Source organism: Veillonella sp. CHU732, from assembly GCF_003992085.1.
Classification (GTDB): domain Bacteria; phylum Bacillota; class Negativicutes; order Veillonellales; family Veillonellaceae; genus F0422.
This window is the reverse complement of the sequence record NZ_RQVC01000006.1, coordinates 66,293-85,335: the sequence shown is the minus strand read 5'-3', so window position 1 is coordinate 85,335 and position 19,043 is coordinate 66,293. Positions and strand designations below refer to the sequence as shown.

At 40.5% G+C, this 19,043-nt stretch carries 24 protein-coding genes and 1 riboswitch; of the genes, 23 read left to right on the top strand and 1 reads right to left on the bottom strand.

Going from position 1 to position 19,043, the window contains the following annotated elements:
* Positions 1-2: 2 nt before the first annotated feature.
* Complete coding sequence (locus EO121_RS04095; RefSeq protein WP_127166230.1) at positions 3-1,106, top strand: acyltransferase; 1,104 nt, start codon at positions 3-5, stop codon at positions 1,104-1,106.
* 282 nt (positions 1,107-1,388) lie between these two features.
* On the opposite strand, the gene EO121_RS08860 is transcribed toward EO121_RS04095, so the two are convergent.
* On the bottom strand, positions 1,389-1,559 hold the full coding sequence (locus EO121_RS08860; RefSeq protein ID WP_370447208.1) for a hypothetical protein: 171 nt from the start codon (positions 1,557-1,559) through the stop codon (positions 1,389-1,391).
* Positions 1,560-1,601: 42 nt separating this feature from the next.
* On the opposite strand from EO121_RS08860, the gene dat reads away from it, so the two are divergent.
* The 22 genes from dat to EO121_RS03980 all read left to right on the top strand — a co-directional run bounded on the left by dat (position 1,602) and on the right by EO121_RS03980 (position 19,042).
* The gene (gene dat / locus EO121_RS04085; protein ID WP_127166228.1) at positions 1,602-2,456 is read left to right on the top strand and encodes a D-amino-acid transaminase; all 855 of its coding nucleotides are present in this window, start codon (positions 1,602-1,604) and stop codon (positions 2,454-2,456) included.
* Positions 2,456-2,977, top strand: a complete 522-nt coding sequence (locus tag EO121_RS04080) for an ECF transporter S component (RefSeq protein WP_127166226.1) — start codon at positions 2,456-2,458, stop codon at positions 2,975-2,977. Before dat ends, EO121_RS04080 begins: the two co-directional genes overlap by 1 nt.
* A gap of 484 nt (positions 2,978-3,461) precedes the next feature.
* A complete protein-coding gene (locus EO121_RS04075; RefSeq protein WP_127166224.1) occupies positions 3,462-4,508 on the top strand; it encodes a methionine ABC transporter ATP-binding protein in 1,047 nt (348 codons plus the stop codon).
* Entirely contained in the window at positions 4,489-5,142 is a 654-nt protein-coding gene (locus EO121_RS04070; RefSeq protein ID WP_127166222.1) for a methionine ABC transporter permease, read from the top strand. Before EO121_RS04075 ends, EO121_RS04070 begins: the two co-directional genes overlap by 20 nt.
* Positions 5,143-5,152: 10 nt before the next feature.
* Positions 5,153-5,962 carry a MetQ/NlpA family ABC transporter substrate-binding protein gene (locus EO121_RS04065; protein WP_127166220.1) on the top strand — a complete coding sequence of 270 codons (810 nt, stop codon included), beginning with the start codon at positions 5,153-5,155 and terminating at the stop codon, positions 5,960-5,962.
* 197 nt (positions 5,963-6,159) lie between these two features.
* On the top strand, positions 6,160-6,423 hold the full coding sequence (locus tag EO121_RS04060; protein ID WP_127166258.1) for a YerC/YecD family TrpR-related protein: 264 nt from the start codon (positions 6,160-6,162) through the stop codon (positions 6,421-6,423).
* A gap of 52 nt (positions 6,424-6,475) precedes the next feature.
* Positions 6,476-7,252: a TSUP family transporter gene (locus EO121_RS04055; protein ID WP_127160385.1), complete on the top strand. Its 777-nt coding sequence runs from the start codon at positions 6,476-6,478 to the stop codon at positions 7,250-7,252.
* A gap of 11 nt (positions 7,253-7,263) precedes the next feature.
* Positions 7,264-8,034: an SDR family NAD(P)-dependent oxidoreductase gene (locus EO121_RS04050; RefSeq protein WP_127166218.1), complete on the top strand. Its 771-nt coding sequence runs from the start codon at positions 7,264-7,266 to the stop codon at positions 8,032-8,034.
* 79 nt (positions 8,035-8,113) lie between these two features.
* Positions 8,114-9,289, top strand: a complete 1,176-nt coding sequence (locus EO121_RS04045) for a hypothetical protein (RefSeq protein ID WP_127166216.1) — start codon at positions 8,114-8,116, stop codon at positions 9,287-9,289.
* A gap of 17 nt (positions 9,290-9,306) precedes the next feature.
* Complete coding sequence (locus EO121_RS04040) at positions 9,307-9,651, top strand: YkvA family protein (protein WP_127166214.1); 345 nt, start codon at positions 9,307-9,309, stop codon at positions 9,649-9,651.
* Between the two features lie 53 nt (positions 9,652-9,704).
* Positions 9,705-10,115, top strand: a complete 411-nt coding sequence (locus tag EO121_RS04035; RefSeq protein ID WP_127166212.1) for a thioesterase family protein — start codon at positions 9,705-9,707, stop codon at positions 10,113-10,115.
* Positions 10,116-10,118: 3 nt separating this feature from the next.
* A complete protein-coding gene (gene murI / locus EO121_RS04030; RefSeq protein ID WP_127166210.1) occupies positions 10,119-10,937 on the top strand; it encodes a glutamate racemase in 819 nt (272 codons plus the stop codon).
* Positions 10,938-10,945: 8 nt separating this feature from the next.
* Positions 10,946-11,485: a hypothetical protein gene (locus EO121_RS04025; protein ID WP_127166208.1), complete on the top strand. Its 540-nt coding sequence runs from the start codon at positions 10,946-10,948 to the stop codon at positions 11,483-11,485.
* 10 nt (positions 11,486-11,495) lie between these two features.
* Positions 11,496-12,152, top strand: a complete 657-nt coding sequence (locus EO121_RS04020; RefSeq protein WP_009352865.1) for a coenzyme F420-0:L-glutamate ligase — start codon at positions 11,496-11,498, stop codon at positions 12,150-12,152.
* Positions 12,153-12,202: 50 nt separating this feature from the next.
* Positions 12,203-12,302: riboswitch (TPP riboswitch) on the top strand.
* A 274-nt stretch (positions 12,303-12,576) separates the two neighbouring features.
* Complete coding sequence (thiS, locus tag EO121_RS04015; protein ID WP_127166207.1) at positions 12,577-12,768, top strand: sulfur carrier protein ThiS; 192 nt, start codon at positions 12,577-12,579, stop codon at positions 12,766-12,768.
* The gene (gene thiF, locus EO121_RS04010) at positions 12,769-13,344 is read left to right on the top strand and encodes a sulfur carrier protein ThiS adenylyltransferase ThiF (RefSeq protein WP_127162832.1); all 576 of its coding nucleotides are present in this window, start codon (positions 12,769-12,771) and stop codon (positions 13,342-13,344) included.
* Positions 13,345-13,375: 31 nt separating this feature from the next.
* A complete protein-coding gene (locus tag EO121_RS04005; RefSeq protein WP_127166256.1) occupies positions 13,376-14,146 on the top strand; it encodes a thiazole synthase in 771 nt (256 codons plus the stop codon).
* A 73-nt stretch (positions 14,147-14,219) separates the two neighbouring features.
* Positions 14,220-15,359, top strand: a complete 1,140-nt coding sequence (gene thiH, locus EO121_RS04000) for a 2-iminoacetate synthase ThiH (RefSeq protein ID WP_206168542.1) — start codon at positions 14,220-14,222, stop codon at positions 15,357-15,359.
* A complete protein-coding gene (locus tag EO121_RS03995; RefSeq protein WP_164725858.1) occupies positions 15,346-16,167 on the top strand; it encodes a thiamine phosphate synthase in 822 nt (273 codons plus the stop codon). The genes thiH and EO121_RS03995 overlap by 14 nt, the downstream gene beginning before the upstream one ends.
* Positions 16,168-16,446: 279 nt before the next feature.
* The gene (locus EO121_RS03990) at positions 16,447-17,385 is read left to right on the top strand and encodes a glycosyltransferase family 2 protein (RefSeq protein ID WP_009352941.1); all 939 of its coding nucleotides are present in this window, start codon (positions 16,447-16,449) and stop codon (positions 17,383-17,385) included.
* A gap of 22 nt (positions 17,386-17,407) precedes the next feature.
* On the top strand, positions 17,408-18,256 hold the full coding sequence (locus EO121_RS03985) for an NlpC/P60 family protein (RefSeq protein ID WP_127166201.1): 849 nt from the start codon (positions 17,408-17,410) through the stop codon (positions 18,254-18,256).
* A gap of 75 nt (positions 18,257-18,331) precedes the next feature.
* A complete protein-coding gene (locus EO121_RS03980) occupies positions 18,332-19,042 on the top strand; it encodes a metal ABC transporter ATP-binding protein (protein ID WP_127166199.1) in 711 nt (236 codons plus the stop codon).
* Position 19,043: the final 1 nt, after the last annotated feature.

The window sequence follows — 19,043 nt, the reverse complement described above, 5'->3', positions numbered from 1 at the left end:
TTATGAGAAAGCCAGCTATACCGGCTATCACCTATATGCGGGGACTTTGTATGTTAGGTGTTATCGGTATTCATGTAGGGTCCTATGCACTAGCAAACCCTACGATTAATATACATCTATTAGGACTGTTAGAAATTGTGTCTCGTTTTACAGTGCCAGCCTTTTTCTTCCTATCCGCCTTCGGATTGTTTTATCATACATCGGTGGAGGATGAATTTTCTTACTCCAATTTTTTGCGCCGGCGTATACAAGTAGTGCTCTATCCATACATTGTATGGACTATTTTATATACAGCCTATAATGCGGTGCTAGCGCATAGTGCATGGGGACTGATGCCACATGTGTTAGGGTTGACTCTACTTTTTGGAAATGGTATGTATCACCTGTATTTTCTAGTCATACTTCTTTGGTTTTACGCTTTGATGCCACTTTGGCGATGGGTCCTACGGGCTATACTGAAAGCTCCCATAGTGCTGATTACTATATTATTTTTTGTGCAAATGGCAGTGAACTATTGGTCATCTTATATGGCAGGTTCTGTACAATTTTCCCGAGAATGGTTGCAGTACATATTTAGCATGCGCCTCAATTATTTTGTAGGATTTTATATATGGATTTTCCTATTAGGTGGACTATTAGCAGAGCGATTTGATGCAATGTTGGAATGGATTGACTCCCGCGGTTTTGGTATTACTGTTGGATTTATCGTATCTTTAGTGGCGATGCTAGGCTCCTATTACTATGTAATGGCAGAGTGGGGATATACTCGACTAGAGGCCATTTACACAGTACATCAACTAAGTCCACAAGGATTGGTGTATACAGGTATGGGCTGTATCTTTTTTGTGTGGGCTTTCACCGTGTCATCCATGAGTGACATAGTGGAAACCTTTTGGACAGAATTGGGAAATGCATCCTATGGGATTTATTTGGTACATCCATTTATGTTGATTCTGTTAGATAAAGTTTTGCAAATCGGCGGATTAGGATATACAACGACAACAGTCGTTTTTATGTATGTGAGCGCAGTGATCTTGTCCTTTGGAGTGACAAAAGGATTAGAAATATTGCCGAAACAAGTACGGGCTTATGTGTTAGGCAAGTAAGTCGTCTCTTGTTTTGCTATGCAGTCTGTGGCGTTTGTAACTGAATAAGCAAAGGGAAGAGCACGGCATACCTCTCTCAAAATGCATTTCATAATGTTTGTTCGAGGCACGCCGTGCTCTTCTTGGGTTTTGTGTGGGGTAGGTAATAAGGAACGCCACAAGGCTGCTACGTGTAACTGCGTTCCTCAGGGGATGGGAAGAGCACGGCATATTCCTCCACAAACTGATACAGTGGTTAGGTTTGCTCCGGAATACACCGTGCTCTTCTAGTATTTGTGTGATTTAGGTAGTAAGGAACGCCACAAGGCTACTACTCGTAACTGTGCTCCTCAGGTGGAAGGACGTTATTTGCAAACTTGCGCGTTGCTTAGTTTGCGTTAGTGGTAGATTGTTTGCTTCTACAGGAGATTTGATGTAAAAGGTGTAGAATTTTATAGTTGTCTGTACTATAATGAAAGTAATACTTGATTCGTATGTATGCTATGAGGTGTTATTATGAAAGAATTAACATATTTTAATGGCGAGATGATAGAGTCTGGCGCCAAGGTGGTTAGTCTTGATGATAGAGGATATTGTTTTGGTGATGGTGTATACGAGGTAGTGCGTGTATATAATGGTCGCGCTTTTGCCTTTTCCTATCATCAAGATCGCTTGTATCGTTCGATGCGTGAAATGGATATTCCTGTGCGCATGCCTCCTGATGAGCTGCAAGAGTTGCACGAAATCATGATTGAACAAAGTGAAATTACTGATGGATATATTTACTTACAGATTACTCGTGGGGTAACACCACGTCATCATGCGTTTGAGCGTTCTAAATTAGAACCGCAAATGTATATGTTTATTAAACCGATTACAACGGATTTAGGGGCCTTGCAAGAAGGTGTAAAAGCCATTACATTACCTGATGAACGGTGGGCTCGTGTAGACATCAAAACACTAAACTTAATTCCTAATATTTTGGCACAAACAAAAGCCGAGAAAAAAGGTGCTTATACAGCTATTTTAGTGCGTGATGGCATCGTTACAGAAGGGGCTACATCTAATGTATTTGTGATGAAAGATGGTGTGTGTTATACGCATCCAGCCGACCATCATATTTTAAAGGGTATCACTCGTCAGTTAGTGGTAACTCGTGTAGCACCAACAGCAGGGATTACGATTATTGAGCGTGAATTTGATGAAGCTTTCCTAAAAGATGCAGACGAAATCTTCTTCACCGATACGATTGGTGGCATTATTCCGATTACCACCTTGAATCGTGAGCCTGTAGGTGATGGTAAACCAGGTAAAGCAGCAAAAGTATTAGCTGAACAATTACAACATTTAATGGAAGAAGGGTTAGCATAATGTCAGTCAAAACAATAACAGGAAGTGCCTTGCTCTTAGCAATTGCTTTGCTAAGCCAAGGATTTCTTCGCATGATTATTCCTATGCACGGTTTAGTGCAATTTTTAGTGGGCTCCATCGTAGGCGCTTGTACGGCACTGGCTACGTGGCGCTATGGTTTGTGGAGTGGATTCGTTGTAGCTTGTGTGACACCGATTATGGCATTTATACAAGGTATGTTGACCATACCTCTATTTGTACCTGTGGTGGCTATTGGTAGCATGGCATATGCAATTACTGTAAAGGTATTAGGAACAAAACGTGTATGGATGACAGCTATTACAGGGGCTATCGTAAAAAGTGTAGTTCTTTATGGACTATTCTTGGCTTTATTCCAATTGATGCCGGGTATTCCTGAAGCGATGAAAAAAGGCATCTTGTTCAGCATGGGTTGGCCACAATTAATTACAGGCACTTGTGGTATTTTCTTAGCTGCATTCATTGCAAAACGTGGTGGCATTAAGCTCCAGAAACAAGACTAGCTAGTATGTGAATTGTATGTAAGGGAGTATATTCATCCGACTATTGCTCGCTGTCATTACGAAAAGTACAGGTATTTGTATAGAAATACCTGATAATTAGTGTATGGCTAGTATACGAGGAAGAATAGTTTCTTTAGATAGTGAATGTATTTATTGGAAATGCTAGCTTTCATTGATTTATAATGAGGAATTTTCATGCTAGTAGAAATTGGATACTTTCATAAAACTGTTTAAAGTACGTAAAGATGAAGGTATCAAGTGAGTTAGAGCGGTTTAACTGATTAGGATAATAGGGTACTTGTTATAAAGAGCAAGCACCTCTAAATATGAAGATATAGATTTAAGCTATAAAAGACGATAGGCAAGTAGTATAGTGGGAATTATTGACAGTCTGTCTACTCACATTGTACAATTTATGCATACCCAAGAGCTCTTAGGTTACTGAGAGCTCTTATTTTATTTAGTTTGAAAAGGAGAGGATTTCATGATAGAACTTAAACAGATTCGAAAAGTCTATGAAGGTGCTGTCCGCGTGGAAGCCTTGAAAGAAATTAATGTGACTATAAAAGAAGGCGAAATTTTTGGTGTTATTGGTCAATCTGGGGCCGGTAAATCTACCTTGATTCGCTGTATCAATATGTTGGAACGCCCTACATCTGGATCCGTTATTGTGGACGGTGTAGATTTAACGAAGTTGAACACAGCAGAACTTCGTGAAGAACGCAAACATATTGGTATGATTTTCCAACACTTTAATTTACTTTCATCCCGCACAGTCTATGAAAATGTAGCATTTCCATTGGAATTGCAAGGATTGTCAAAGGAAGAAATCAGAGAGCGTATTTTGCCAATTTTGGACATAGTAAAATTGTCGGATCGTTTAGACAACTATCCGTCTCAATTGTCCGGTGGTCAAAAACAACGTGTCGGTATTGCCCGTGCCTTAGCAAGCAACCCAAAAGTGTTATTATGTGACGAAGCTACGTCAGCCCTTGACCCACAAACAACAAAATCTATTTTGGCATTGTTGAAAGACATTAATCGCCGATTAAACTTGACTATCGTCTTGATTACTCATGAAATGAATGTCATCAAAGAGATTTGTGATCGCGTAGCCGTTATTGAAGGTGGTACGATTATTGAAGAAGGTCCTGTAGTAGATGTATTTACAGAGCCAAAACAAGCTACAACGAAAGAATTCGTGTCTGCTATTATCAGACGTGATTTGCCAGAAGATGCATTGGCTCACTTGACGTTAAATGAAGCTTGGGTAGAAGGAGCCAATCCGATTGTACGATTGACTTTCAAAGGCAATGTAACAGATGAACCTGTGGTGGCAAGTATCATCCGTAAATTTGATACAGATGTAAGCATCTTATTTGGCGGTGTCGATTATATTCAAGATATGAGCTTTGGACATTTGATTGTAGAATTAAAAGGCGAGCGCGCTAAATCAGAAGCGGCTATCGACTACTTACATAATTTACCAATTGGAAGCGAGGTGATCGGTTATGTCACAGCAAATCATTAATTTATTGCTACAAGGTTTCTTAGAAACCATACAAATGACGGTGATTTCCACTGTAGTAGCCGTTCTAATAGGGGTTCCATTGGGCGTAGTTTTAGTCATCACCAGCCGTGGTCATATCATGCAAAATGAAGCGGTGAATAAAGTGCTAGGCGCTATCGTAAATGCCACACGTTCCATTCCGTTCATCATTTTAATGGTAGCCATCATTCCATTTACTCGATTAGTAGCAGGTACATCCATTGGTACTACAGCAGCTTGTGTGCCATTGACATTGGCGGCCATCCCATTCTTAGCTCGTTTAGTAGAAACAGCCATCAAAGAAGTGAATGGAGGTGTTATTGAGGCAGCTCAATCCATGGGGGCTACACCATTGCAGATTATTTGGAAAGTGTTGTTGCCAGAAGCGTTACCAACATTAATCGATAATATTACGGTCCTAATCGTTAACTTAATTAGCTATTCTGCTATGGCAGGTGCTATCGGTGGTGGCGGTCTTGGGGATATTGCGATTCGCTATGGATACCAACGTTTCCAAGGAGATGTGATGTTAGCTACTATCATCATCTTAATTGTATTAGTACAAGTCATCCAAAGTGCAGGTGACTATTTATCCCGTAAAGTGAATAAAAAATAAAGGAGATATTATGAAGCGTATTTTAGTCGGCTTATTAGCCATTGCATCTTTAGTGTTACTATTAGCAGGATGCGGTAAAGAAGAAGCAAAACCAGCAGCAGATGCACCAATTAAAGTAGGTGTAACAGCAGGTCCTCATGCAAAGGTCATGGAATTTGTAAAAGGTGAAGCGGCAAAACAAGGATTGAACATCGAAATCGTTGAGTTCAGCGATTATATTCAACCGAATATTGCCTTAGATCAAAAAGAATTGAATGTGAACTCTTTCCAACATCAACCATTCTTGGATAACACAGTAAAAGATAAAGGTTTGAAAATTCAATCTATCGGCAAAACAATCTTATTACCAATGGCGATTTACTCTAACAAATATAAAGATTTGAAAGATGTACCAAATGGTGCTACTGTAGCGATTCCTAACGATCCTACCAATGGTGGTCGTGCCTTATTATTATTACAACAAGCTGGTTTAATTACATTGAAAGATGGCGGTAATGTTAAATCTTCCGTAGCAGATATTACAAGCAATCCTAAAAACATTGATATTCGTGAATTAGAAGCAGCGCAAATTGCTCGTTCCCTAAATGATGTGGATGTAGCAGCAGTGAATACAAACTATGCAATTCCAGCAGGTTTGAACCCACAAAAAGATGCTGTTGTAGTGGAAAGTACAGATTCTCCATATGCTAATGTAATGGCTGTTCGCACAGAAGATGTAAATAATGAAACATATCAAAAACTGTTGAAAATTTACCAATCTGAACCTGTACGCAAATTCATTCAAGAAGAATTCAAAGGATCCATTATCCCAGCATTCTAAGTGAATAAAAGCAACAAAGAAATATAAAACAGAGGCTAGTTGATGAACTATCATCAACGGCCTCTGTTTTTTGTATAAGAATGATGAATTTATGATATGTGTATAGTATTTCCTATGGTATAATAGTAGTGAAATAAAGTACATTCCGAATAGAATTATGAAGGAGTAGAAGGTTGAATCAAAAACTTAAAAATCCAATGCACGACCAGTTATTTCGGGCAGTCTTGTCTTTGGAAACACTAGAAGAATGTTATGAATTTTTTGAAGATATTTGTACCATCGGAGAATTGAAATCCATTTCTCAACGCTTAGAAGTGGCACGACTGTTAAAGGCGGGTACAGGATATGACCAAATTGTAGAAGTAACAGGAGCTAGTACAGCTACGATAAGCCGTGTGAAACGGTGTTTAAATTATGGCGCTGATGGATATAATAAAATTTTACCTCGCATTGAAGACTAGAAGATAGAAACAGACATCAACGTGATGTATATAAGAGAGGAGGGCTCATACTATGGAAGGCGATTTACTCATAGGTATTATACTATTTTTTGCAGGAGCCCTAGCGGGGTTTATTGACTCTATTGTAGGTGGAGGAGGGCTGATTTCGTTGCCAGCGTTGATGCTGACGAATATGCCGGTAGCCATGTGCTTAGGAACCAATAAATTATCTAGCGTTTTTGGATCTGGCACAGCGATGATTAACTTCGCCAGAAACAAATTGGTAGATTGGGCATTCGTGAAATGGATTATGCCATTTACTCTGCTTATCTCCATGGTAGGTGCTTATATAGCAGTCTATGTGCCAGGCACATTTTTAAAACCACTTATCATTGTATTATTGCTAGCTGTATTCATTGTGGTGCTTACCAAAAAAGATTGGGGTGCCATAGCACAAGTAGAACGTAAAACAGGATGGAAGCTACTTGCTTACATAGCGGTGGCTATCGCCATCGGTTTATATGATGGATTTCTAGGACCTGGAACAGGAATGTTTTTAATATTCTATTTCTTGTTTATGGGCTACGATTTCTTAGGCGCATCAGGAAATGCCAAAGTATTGAACACAGTGAGTAACTTTGGGTCCTTACTAGTGTTCATCTATATGGATCAAGTGAATTATGGCTATGGGCTCGCGGTCGCAGCAGGACAAATTATTGGCGCTACTACGGGATCTAAGTTAGCTATGGTGAAAGGTGCTGGACTAGTGCGATTTTTATTTATCGCCATGTCTTTGACGATGTTAATGAAATTGTCCTATGACTATTTACTTTCACTGGGAATTATATAGTAGGAGTGATTATGCAAAAGTTTAGTGATAATCAAGTAGCATTAATCAGTGGCGGCACATCGGGTATCGGGTTTGCTACTGCGGAATTACTGCTAAAGCAAGGTTGGTGTGTTGTCATCAATGGTCGCAATGAATGGGATGGACAAGAAGCGGTAGTCAAATTACGCCGTATTTCCTCAAAAGTACGATTTGTACAAGGCGATGTAAGCAAAGTTATGAATTGCCGTCGTATTGTAGAAGATACAGTGCGCCTATTTGGTAATTTGAATGCTTTGGTAACGGCAGCTGGTTACTATGAAGAGCGACTATTGGAAGATGTGGACGAGCAAAACTTTGATGAGATGTTCGGAACCAATGTAAAAGGCACCGTTTTTTTATGCCAAGCCGCAGCGCCGTACTTGAAACAAGTGCATGGTAGTATTGTGACCATATCAAGTGATGCAGGACTACAAGGTAATGTGGCGTGCACTGTGTACGGAGCATCCAAAGGGGCTGTAGTGAGTTTTACGAAATCCCTATCCTTAGAAATGGCACCTCATCGTGTTCGTGTTAATTGTGTATGTCCTGGTGATGTAGACACTTCATTAGTGGCAAAACAATTAGCCAATGAACCTTCTGGGGATATTGTGAAAGCTAAGGTAGAAATGGCGTTACATTATCCATTAGGACGGATTGCGCAACCAAAAGAAGTAGGAGAAGTCATTGCTTTTCTAATCAGTGAGAAAGCCTCTTTTGTGACGGGAGCAGCGTGGACGGTAGATGGTGGATTAACAAGTTGGTAATTCATGGCGAAATTTGATACAATAAGGGTAATCAGTACATTTACACTTAAATGTTTTGTGGTAAGTATAGGAGACAAATATGGAACAGTTGGAATACAATAATGAAACACTTGCTCAAGCAACGAATGTACAAGAAGAAGTAGAAACAATTTGTCGTTGGGCAGCAGCTCGTGCAGCAGGAATTGCAGCATTGCCAAGTTTTACATATGCTGGATTATTGGCCAATGACGTATATATGGTGAGCCGTATCGCTCAAGCCTATGGTGTATGTCCTGCCAAAGAGGGTGTGACTAGCTTTTTAGTGGGCCTTGGTGGCAGCGCTGTAGCAGCCTTAGTGTGTACCATCGTGCCAACAGTGATTCTTCGTGTGCCAGTAGCAGCAGCCATCACTTACGGCGTTGGTAAAATAGCGGCACAATGGATCGAAGAAGGCATGCCAGCATGTCCTAACTTTGAAAGTTATCGCCAACGTTTGGTGGAAATTTATGAACATAATAAAGAAACAGTCATCACATTGGCGAATACACCACTTCGGGATAAGCCGTTGGGTAATGAAACTGTAGATTTCTTAGATGATGTGCAGGTGTCTGGTAATGATTATTTAGCAAGTGCCAAAGGCTTTGCAGGTTCTTTTGTTGGATCTGATTTGTTGGCTAATGTAAGTGCTGTAAAAGATTTAGCAGTAGGAGCAGTATCCATCTTGGCAGCTACGGTAAAAGACACATTAGAGAAAAGTGGTAATGAAGAATTATTAGATAATGCTCGTCATGCTGCAAAAGGCGTAGGCTCTTTACTTAAAATTTTAGCTACGGAAGCGTTGTCCTTAACAGGTGCTGTAGCAGGTACATCAGCATCTAAAGCAAGTGTATATACAAAAGCAGCTTATGAAAAAGCAGATACGGTGCGACAAACATTAAATGATTCCTTACAAACTAAAGTAGAACCAGTGGTGGAAAAAGCCACAGCTGTTATGCAAGATGTAAAAGAAGTGGTAGAACCAAAACTACAACAAGTAAAAGAAAAGGTAGAGCCGAAATTACAGCAAGTAAAAGAGGCAGTAGAGCCAACACTACAGCAAGTAGAAGAAAAAGCTTCTGAATTAACAGCCAAAGCGATTGACCAAGCACAAGAAGCTGTACAAGACATTCGTGAAAAAGCAGAAGTTGTGAAGGAAACAGCCGTAGAATTAGCGGAACAAACAAAAGAAAAAGCCGTCGATTTAGCAGAACAAGCAAAAGATAAGTTCAAACAATAATCAGAGAGGTCATCACTATGAATATCTTACAAATCCTTAAGTATGGAAAAACATTTACATCTGATGCCTTTATGTCTACTGTAAATCGTATGGGCCGTAATATTATGTTTGCACGAAAAGCAGTTATGTTATATTATTGTTTACGTGATAATGACACACCAAAATTTGTGAAAGCTGTTATAGCTGGGGCTCTGGGATATTTAATTTTACCTATCGATTTCATTCCAGATAGTATACCAGGTCTTGGCTGGGTAGATGATGTAGCTGTTTTAGCTATTGCTATGAAAGTAGCCAATCGCTATATTAAGGCTTCTCATAAAGAGCAAGCACAAAAATTTGTGCCAATCGGATCAATTGATTAAGTAGTAGAAGGGGCTCCTTGGAGCCTCTTATTGCATAGGAAAGGTAGTATACGATGATTTCTACATCATTGCGCGTCCGCTTTTACGAAACGGACATGATGGAGATTGCCCATCATACGAATCATTTGCGATGGTTTGAAATGGGAAGAATTGAATATTTCCGCCGTTGTGGCATTAGTCTATGGGACATGATGCAAGAGGGCATCGTATTTCCTATCACAAAAGTGAGTTGTGAATATAAGGAAGTAGCACGTTTTGATGATGTATTGCGGGTAGAGTTAACAGTGGCTTCTTTATCGCGGGCTCAATGTACTTTTACATATCGGATTATTCGTGAAAGTGATGGTGCTCTGATATGTACTGGAGAGACACAAAATGTGTTTACCTCTAAGGAAACCGGTAAAATAATTCGTTTGCCAGACGTATTTTTTAAACCTATGAAAGCCGTAGCAGAGGAGGAGTAGGGAATGACGCCCATACAGAAAGAATTACCTATTGGAGTATTCGACTCTGGCATCGGTGGATTGTCTGTATTATCTGTGCTTAACCAAGAATTTCCAGAAGAAGATTTTATTTACGTCGGAGATAGCGCTAACAATCCAGTAGGCAATAGACCCATTGAGGAAATTGAAAGCATTGCAACGAAGATTGCAGAGTTTTTAGTGGCACAGCCAGTGAAACTGATCGTCATCGCTTGTAATACATTTTCTGTAGTAGCCTTGGATAAGCTATCCAAACGATTTGATGTACCTATTGTGGGGATGTCGCAGGGGATTCATGATGCACTACGCATCAAAGTGAAACAGAAACGAAAAGGCCCTTTAGGTATTATGGCTACGGTAGCGACCATCAATAGTCATAAACATATGGATGCGGTACATAGCTTAAAACCCCATGTGAAAGTGGTAGAACAAGGTTGTAAAGACTTGGCAGCCTGCATTGAGGAAGGCCATTTAGATGATGCGGTTTTACGACATTGTGCAAAAGAATATGTACAGCCTTTGGTAGAGGCAAATGTGGAAGTGGCCATTTTAGGTTGCACCCATTATCCTTTAGTAGAACCTGTATTGCGAGAGTTGACGGATAATCGAATTTGCTTTGTAGATCCTGCGTGGGAAACATCCGATGCAGTAGGAGCTATTTTGTACGGAGAAGATTTAGAACAAACAAGTGGTCGAATAGGAACGATACAAGTTTGTGTCACGAGTCATGCAGATCGAGTGACTCCTATCGTACAAGATATTTTCAAAGATACTAGCTTAGAAGCTAAGCTCATTACTCTTTAGGAGGAATTATGTATATTTACACATTAATAGATACCCTAGTGTGGATAGCCTGTATCATTGCTATCATTTATATTGCCTACCGCATATTTGCATGGTGCCAAGGCAATGAAGACATTGTAATCTTGGTGAAACGTCGCACTCCATTTGTGGTAGAAGACATTAGTTTTGATCAAGTAGTGTTATCTACGGATATTCCATTTGTGAACAGAGGCAAACAATATGGAACCATCATGGATATGTTCCCTCGTCATTTATTGCCACAAGAACAATTTGACAATGTGCGAATTCAATCCTGGTTGACCGATGCAAAAGCAGAACGTCATGATGGCTATTGGGAAGCGTTAGTCTATAAACAACGACAAGGCAGTACGATTCGTTTGCGTCTAGTGATGACGGCTAATAGTGGTAACATTCGTAAAGACTTAGTGGGATTCCCAGACATGCCTATCGATATTTACCATCAAGTGGTAGGTCGCGAGGCGTACCGTATTTCAAAAACTAGAATTACTCTAACTGCAGAAGAGTTAGAAGTAGCAATGCGTAAATAGGAGGTACATTATGGCAGAATTAGAACTTTTACCAATCCCTACGCGCATTTTAACGAACAAAGATGATATCGTAGAGGCTATCGTAGAATTTGCAGGTCCTTATATTGGACCAGAAGATATTGTGTGCGTAGCAGAATCCGTCGTGGCTATCACGCAAGGGGAGTTTACACGACCAGAAGATTTAAAAGTATCTTGGCAGGCTAAATTTTTAAATCGCTTTATCCATCCTGATGGATCTATGGCATCTGTGTATGGTATGCAAGCAGCTATGGATAAAGAAGGGGAATGGAAAATGATGTTTGCCTTCCTCTGCGGAGCCGTAGCTAAAGTGTTTAAAAAATCTGGCGTATTCTATCAAATGGCACGGACTGCATCTTTAACAGATGATGTGACAGGCACCATGCCTCCTTTTGATAAATGCATTGTATATGGACCAAAACAACCACATGCAGTAGCGGATGCTATTATGAAAGCCACAGGAGCCTATGGGGCTTGTGTAGCGGACGTGAATGATTTAAAACGAGCAGCTATCTTAGGCCATAGTCGTGGATTGAAACCGCAGCAAATTGCGCAGATTTTAATCGATAATCCATTTGGCAATGATAGCCAAATGACACCTATCGTTGTGATTAAAAATTATGCCTCTGTGTCTGCACGGAGACGATAAAAATTGTTGATACTTAGGCTTGCAAATTGAGCTGTATCAGCGTATACTGAAAGAGAACTTTGGGGAGCCTACTGGCTGAGAGTAAACGAAAGTTTTGACCCATAACCTGATTTGGATAATGCCAACGTAGGATAAGTTTGATTCGTCATACTGAGGACATCCAACAGGATGTCCTTTTTTTGTATCTTTCATGGGATGGTCTATCGTATAGGGGTACAGAATAAAGGTACATCGAAATGGATGCACAAGTGGAACAGAATAGTGAGACGATAGAGTGCTACAGCATGAAGGGGCATACCACCGCGGGTATGGTTTTTCGTGCTGTTTTTTTATACTAGTATGTGGTGAAGGAAGCATGATTAGCAATTGGCATGATACTAGTTTGAAATAGGTATATAGCATACGCTATAGTTAGGAGGATACTATGAAAGTCAACGGAAGTACTTATAATTATGAAGGGCAAACGGTACAGGAAGTACTAGAAGCTTTAGCGTTTCGTATGGATCGCATTGTTGTGGAGTATAATGGCAAAATCCTTTCCAAAGCGGATTGGGAATCCACTCGTGTGAGTCCTGCAGACACAATGGAAGTAGTAACCTTTGTAGGAGGTGGCTAAATGGTATCTTTACAAGATAAAAAAGTTCTGCTTATCGGTGTGGGTGGTGTTGGCTCCCATGTGGCAGTGGCATTGTGCCGTGCTGGAATTGGTCAGTTAGAAATCGTAGACTTCGACGTTGTGGATGAGAGTAATCTAGGCCGTCAATACTATGACGTGAATGATGTAGGAGTTTTAAAAGTAGAGGCTATGAAAGGCCACCTCAATCGGATGAATCCAAACTGTGAAGTCATCGTTCATAATGAATGCCTCACACCAGAAAGATTATCTGAATTAATCGATGGCTATGACATGGTCGTAGAAGCAGTGGACAAGGCTGTCACAAAAGCGTGGATGACAGAAGTTATTTTGACCCATCCAGCAGAGCCTTTATTGGTAGGCTGTTCCGGTATGGCAGGTTGGGGCGATAGTAATGGTATCCGCCGTGAACGAAGACATCATCGTTGGTATTTATGCGGTGATGGTGTGAGCGATATCGATTCTATCGGAAAAATTACTGCCGCTCGTGTCATGGTTTGTGCCGGACATATGGCAAATGCTGTGATTCAACTATTACATGGAGAAGATATTGATTAAGGAGGAACCTATGACACTTTCAGTGAAAGATATGGAAACACAAGATACATGGACCTTAGGGGGACATACATTGCATTCTCGATTTATCTTGGGGTCTGGAAAATTTTCTATCGACTTAATCGAGGCTGTCCTAGAAGAAGCGGGCGCAGAAATGATTACCTTAGCTCTACGTCGTGCGGTAGGTGGAGAAGTGGAAAATATCCTAGATGCTATTCCAAAGGATACCATCTTAATTCCTAACACAAGCGGTGCCAGAGATGCAGAAGAAGCGGTACGCATTGCTAGATTATCACGTGCTACAGGTTGTGGAGATTTTGTAAAAGTAGAAATCATGAAAGATTCAAAATATTTATTGCCACATAATGGGGAGACCATTAAAGCTACAGAAATATTAGCAAGAGAAGGATTCATTGTTATGCCATACATGTATCCAGATTTAGAAGTAGCTCGTGATTTGGTGAATGCTGGAGCCGCTGCGGTGATGCCTTTAGCGGCACCTATTGGATCTAATCGTGGATTGCAGACAAAGGAATTTATCAAAATTTTAGTGAATGAAATTGATTTGCCTATCATCGTAGATGCTGGTATTGGTGCTCCATCCCAAGCAGCAGAAGCTATGGAAATGGGCGTAGCTGCAATCATGGCAAATACAGCCGTAGCCTCGGCAGGTCATATTCGAGGTATGGCGAAAGCCTTTGGTTTAGCCATCCAAGCAGGACGATTGGCATATTTGTCAAAATTAGGGCCAACTCTTGAAACCGGTGGTAGCGCTTCATCTCCGTTGACTGGATTTTTGAGATAATAGGAAAGGAATAGCCATGTCTAGTACCACCAGATACCATATAGACGATCCATGTTGGAAATATCGCCCCCATATGGATCAAATTGAAAGTCCCATTTTAGAAACAGTGTTACAAGAACGTGAACAATATACGTACGATCACTATACAGCAGATGATGTACGCCGTGTGTTGCAAGAAGATACTATTGATTTAGAAGGACTGAAAATTTTATTATCTCCTGCAGCAGAGCCTTTTTTAGAAGACTTGGCGGAGAAAGCGAAAGCCGTAAGAACAAGATACTTTGGTAATTCTGTATATTTGTTTACACCGCTATATATTTCAAATTATTGTGATAACCTATGCGTGTATTGTGGCTTCAACTGTAAAAATCAGATCCATCGGGCGAAGTTAGATGAAGCAGGTATTGAAGAAGAATTAAAAAATATTGCCAAAACAGGATTACAGGATATTTTAATTTTGACTGGGGAAAGTGAACGCCATAGTCCGATTTCTTACATTGGTCGTGCCTGTGAATTAGCAAAGAAATATTTTAAGGTAGTGGGCGTAGAAATTTACCCTGCCAATGTAGATGATTATGCATATCTACGAGAATGCGGTTGTGATTATGTGACCGTATTCCAAGAAACGTATAATTGGGAAAACTATAAAACACTGCATTTGTTAGGGAATAAAAGCATCTTTCCATATCGATTAGAAACACAGGAACGAGCTTTACGAGGAGGAATGCGTGGAGTAGGACTAGCAGCCTTATTGGGATTGGATGATTTCCGAAAAGATGCCTTTGCCACGGCTTTGCATGCTCATTTGTTACAACGTACCTATCCGCATGGAGAAATTAGTATTTCTTGCCCGCGCCTACGCCCTATCGTTAATGATGACACCATCAATGCAGGGGACGTAGGAGAAGCTCAATTATTGCAAGTCATCTTGGCGTATCGCTTATTCCTACCCTATGCAAATATTACGATTTCCACTAGAGAAACAGCCAGGTTCCGTAACGGGGTCCTACCATTAGCAGCAACGAAATTGTCAGCAGGTGTCAGCACAGGTATTGGTGAACATTCCTCAGAAGAAAAGAAACAAGAAGAAGGGGATGCACAATTTGAAATTGCTGACAGTAGAACCGTAGCGGAAGCTATGGAAGATGTGAAAGCCTTAGGCATGCAAGTGGTGATGAGTGATTATATCGATGTGCTCTATGAAGAAAAATAGCCCATCTATAGACACCTTAGTGTTGATTACAAATCGCCAGCTACTGAAAGATGACATTAGCTTAACAACATATGGTGCAGCACTGTCTAGGGGTATAGAAAGATTACAAAAGTATGGCAGACATTGTATTAATCATACAGAAGAAAGTAGTTTACCGTATAATATACGTAGAGCATATAGATCTACAGTAAAAGTGAATCTTCATAGTACTAAATTGCCTGATGCGAGGGCAGATAGTGCTGAACCAGACAACTGGATGAGAAATCACAGCAGTCTGTACACCCTGTGCCGTGACACTGATTTACCCTTTAAGGAGTATCTCCATCTCTGCGATTCCATAGGTAGTACCGTGGTATACCATGGAAAAGCAATTACTACCCGGGCACAATTAGAGATTATCTTAAACAGACAACCACGAATCCATATGCCTACCAATCTAATACGTCATTGGCAATCCGAACAAGAAGAACTATGGATTACCTTGCAACAACATTTTCAGGACATAACTATGTGGAGTACCGTCCACAACGAAGACGATATCAAGTTGTTAACATCCCTAGGAATCCCTAATTTGGAGTACGTCTTAATCAGTCCCATCTTTCCCACACCATGTAAAACAGGACATCCTGGTATTGGCGTTAGCCGAGGGAAAAAACTGTTACAACAGATCCAAGCTGAATATCCTCATGTACAAGGTATTGCATTAGGAGGTATCCACGAGCACAATTACCAACAATGCTTGCAACATTTTTTTACTGGCGTAGCTATTATGTCTGATTTCATGAAGCAAGTGCATAGCCATATATAAATATAAGAACGCCATACACTTCGGAGCAAATCTCAGTGGAATGTAAATTTGTGGAGAAGTGTATGGCGTTCGCTCCTTACGTTCTAGGCACGAAAGCGGGGAAAGAACGCCATATACAGCGTAGCACTCTCAGTGGAACGTAAATTTGTGGAGAAGTGTATGGCGTTCGCTCCTTACGTTCTAGGTACGAAAGTAGGGAAAGAACGCCATATACAGCGGAGTTTGCAAAACAAGTCTCAATCCTGTAAAATAGATAGGTAAAGATCATAAGGAGGAGCTATGTTACTGTCAATTGTTGTTCCCGTATTTAATGAGGAAGATAATATTCAAAAATTTTATACTACAGTCAAAGATGTATTGCAAACACTTGACTATGACCATGAAATTATTTTCGTCGATGATGGGTCCAGTGATGATAGTGCAGGCATGCTACGATATATTGGTAATCAAGATCCAAAAGTAAAAGTGCTGTTATTGGCAAGAAACTTTGGTCATCAATTAGCCTTGACCTGTGGATTAGATTACGCTCAAGGTGATGCGGTAATCACTATGGATGGAGATATGCAACATCCACCAGAGTTGATTCCAGAACTAGTCAAACATTGGGAAGCAGGTGCAGATGTAGTACGTACCATTCGTGATTCCACAGAAGATGCTAGTTGGGCAAAAGCTTTTACATCGAAATACTATTACAAAGTGCTTAACAAATTAGCCAATGTTCCTATCGTGGAAGGTGGTTCGGATTTTCGTTTGATGAATCGAAAATCCTTAGAAACATTGAAAAACTTTCGTGAACATGGCAGATTTTTGCGGGGCATTGTAGGCGACTTGGGGTTCGTGCAACATGAATTTCACTTCGTAGCACCCCCACGCTTTGCAGGCACTTCTAAATTTAGTGTAAAAAAAATGATGCGCTTTGCGTTAGACGGCATTACAGCATTTTCTAGAGTACCCTTGCGTTTAGCCTTATATATCGGCTTGCTATGCGGACTATTAAGCCTGATTATGATCGGACACATATTGTTTGTTCACTTCTTCTCTGACAATGTTATCAGTGGTTGGTCTACCCTAGGGGTGGCTATCTTCTTCCTAGGTGGTGTACAACTGGTAGGCATTGGTATTATAGGAGAGTATGTAGGACGAATTTTTGAAGAGGTTAAACAACGACCGTTATATTGGGTGAAAGACACTATAAACTGTCACATAGAAGACAAATAATCGTATATAAGAGAGGAGTCCTATGACGAGTAAAAAGAAACAATACCTGGCAGTCGCTCTATTAGTAGGCTTTTTAGGTACTAGTGTACACGGAGCTTACCAATATGGCGATACAGGCAATGAAATTCTTGGAATTCAAAAAAAACTCATCGCTGCTGGTTATAAAGCTAGGGAAACTAGCGAATATGATGCAAATACAAAGTGGGCTGTTAGATTATTCCAAAAAGATAATGGATTAACAGTGGACGGTATATTAGGGGCAGTGACCTATAAAAAATTGATGGGTAAACCACTGCCGGCGACAACGAAAACGGTGTCTAAAAAGAAAGAAATTTCTGAAAAAGATGCGCTACTATTGTCCCATATCGATCCAAGTAGAGAATCTACAGCTATCACATCTACGTTAAAGCATAAAAAAGACAAAAGCTCTGCCCCACAAGGGTTGACTTTCAAAAAGAAAGGCAAAACATACAAAGGCTTAGAGATTGGACATCAACCTATATCTGGCAATGTGAAAGAGATTTTGACCTATGCGAATACATTTACGGGCGTGCCTTATAAATTTGGAGGCACTACACCAGCGGGATTTGATTGCTCTGGATATATTCGATATGTATTCCAAAAGATAGGCTTTGATATGCCGCGCCAAGCTGACGAACAGTATACAGTGGGTAAAAAAGTAGAAAAAAATAACCTACAACCAGGTGATTTAGTGTTCTTTGAAACCTATGAACCAGGGATTTCCCATTCTGGTATTTACATCGGTGATGGACAATTCATCAGTGCCACATCTAGCAGTGGTGTAGCCGTAGCAGATATTGATGATAGCTACTGGGGACCACGTTACAGGGGGGCAAAACGCGTCCTATAACACACAAGCTGTAATGATACTGTCATTACAGCTTTTGCCATATATGCGATAAGTGGAAATATAAAGGAGTTAACTATGACGCACGCAGGCATTCACATACAAGATGTACAATTTTCCTATGGATCTCAGACGGTTATCCATAATATGACGATCACTATTCCCAAAGGTGAGTTTGTACTGGTGGTGGGACCTAATGGATCTGGGAAAACCACCTGGCTTCGTATGGTAGCAGGACTATTAGAACCGACAGCAGGTCATCTTTGCTTAGACGGCATTAGTCCGAAAGAAGCACAAATGAAAGGACTCATTCACTTAGTGCCACAAATTTATAACAAGAATGCAGCCCAATTTCCAGCTACCGTAGAAGAGGTAGTGGGACTCGCTTTATTTCACGTACCGAAGGAAGATAGAAAAGGACGCATCTTGGATGCTTTGGAATTGGTGGGCATGCAAGATTTCTTGAAACGCCGCATTGGAGAACTCAGTGGAGGTCAACAACAACGTGTCATGTTAGCTCAAGCCTTAGCACGGAAACCGAACTATATCTTGTTGGATGAGCCCACAAGTGGCATTGATTACGAAACAAGTAAGAAAATTTATGAAGTATTGCGCTCCTTACAACAAGAAAATATTACCGTCATTATGGTTACTCATGATGTGACGGAGGCCGTGGAAGTGGCAGATACAATTTTATGTGTGGATGGACATGCTTGTTACTATGGGCCTTGCAAAGGCTTTATGGAAAGTCATCAGGGCTCTCGTTTGGCATGGCATTTAGGAGGTTAAG

Bases quoted from the DNA above. Each gene is read 5' to 3' on its own strand.
- EO121_RS04095 (WP_127166230.1), top strand. From the start codon at position 3: ATGAGAAAGCCAGCTATACCGGCTATCACCTATATGCGGGGACTTTGT.
- dat (WP_127166228.1), top strand. From the start codon at position 1,602: ATGAAAGAATTAACATATTTTAATGGCGAGATGATAGAGTCTGGCGCC.
- EO121_RS04080 (WP_127166226.1), top strand. From the start codon at position 2,456: ATGTCAGTCAAAACAATAACAGGAAGTGCCTTGCTCTTAGCAATTGCT.
- EO121_RS04075 (WP_127166224.1), top strand. From the start codon at position 3,462: ATGATAGAACTTAAACAGATTCGAAAAGTCTATGAAGGTGCTGTCCGC.
- EO121_RS04070 (WP_127166222.1), top strand. From the start codon at position 4,489: ATGTCACAGCAAATCATTAATTTATTGCTACAAGGTTTCTTAGAAACC.
- EO121_RS04065 (WP_127166220.1), top strand. From the start codon at position 5,153: ATGAAGCGTATTTTAGTCGGCTTATTAGCCATTGCATCTTTAGTGTTA.
- EO121_RS04060 (WP_127166258.1), top strand. From the start codon at position 6,160: ATGCACGACCAGTTATTTCGGGCAGTCTTGTCTTTGGAAACACTAGAA.
- EO121_RS04055 (WP_127160385.1), top strand. From the start codon at position 6,476: ATGGAAGGCGATTTACTCATAGGTATTATACTATTTTTTGCAGGAGCC.
- EO121_RS04050 (WP_127166218.1), top strand. From the start codon at position 7,264: ATGCAAAAGTTTAGTGATAATCAAGTAGCATTAATCAGTGGCGGCACA.
- EO121_RS04045 (WP_127166216.1), top strand. From the start codon at position 8,114: ATGGAACAGTTGGAATACAATAATGAAACACTTGCTCAAGCAACGAAT.
- EO121_RS04040 (WP_127166214.1), top strand. From the start codon at position 9,307: ATGAATATCTTACAAATCCTTAAGTATGGAAAAACATTTACATCTGAT.
- EO121_RS04035 (WP_127166212.1), top strand. From the start codon at position 9,705: ATGATTTCTACATCATTGCGCGTCCGCTTTTACGAAACGGACATGATG.
- murI (WP_127166210.1), top strand. From the start codon at position 10,119: ATGACGCCCATACAGAAAGAATTACCTATTGGAGTATTCGACTCTGGC.
- EO121_RS04025 (WP_127166208.1), top strand. From the start codon at position 10,946: ATGTATATTTACACATTAATAGATACCCTAGTGTGGATAGCCTGTATC.
- EO121_RS04020 (WP_009352865.1), top strand. From the start codon at position 11,496: ATGGCAGAATTAGAACTTTTACCAATCCCTACGCGCATTTTAACGAAC.
- thiS (WP_127166207.1), top strand. From the start codon at position 12,577: ATGAAAGTCAACGGAAGTACTTATAATTATGAAGGGCAAACGGTACAG.
- thiF (WP_127162832.1), top strand. From the start codon at position 12,769: ATGGTATCTTTACAAGATAAAAAAGTTCTGCTTATCGGTGTGGGTGGT.
- EO121_RS04005 (WP_127166256.1), top strand. From the start codon at position 13,376: ATGGAAACACAAGATACATGGACCTTAGGGGGACATACATTGCATTCT.
- thiH (WP_206168542.1), top strand. From the start codon at position 14,220: ATGGATCAAATTGAAAGTCCCATTTTAGAAACAGTGTTACAAGAACGT.
- EO121_RS03995 (WP_164725858.1), top strand. From the start codon at position 15,346: ATGAAGAAAAATAGCCCATCTATAGACACCTTAGTGTTGATTACAAAT.
- EO121_RS03990 (WP_009352941.1), top strand. From the start codon at position 16,447: ATGTTACTGTCAATTGTTGTTCCCGTATTTAATGAGGAAGATAATATT.
- EO121_RS03985 (WP_127166201.1), top strand. From the start codon at position 17,408: ATGACGAGTAAAAAGAAACAATACCTGGCAGTCGCTCTATTAGTAGGC.
- EO121_RS03980 (WP_127166199.1), top strand. From the start codon at position 18,332: ATGACGCACGCAGGCATTCACATACAAGATGTACAATTTTCCTATGGA.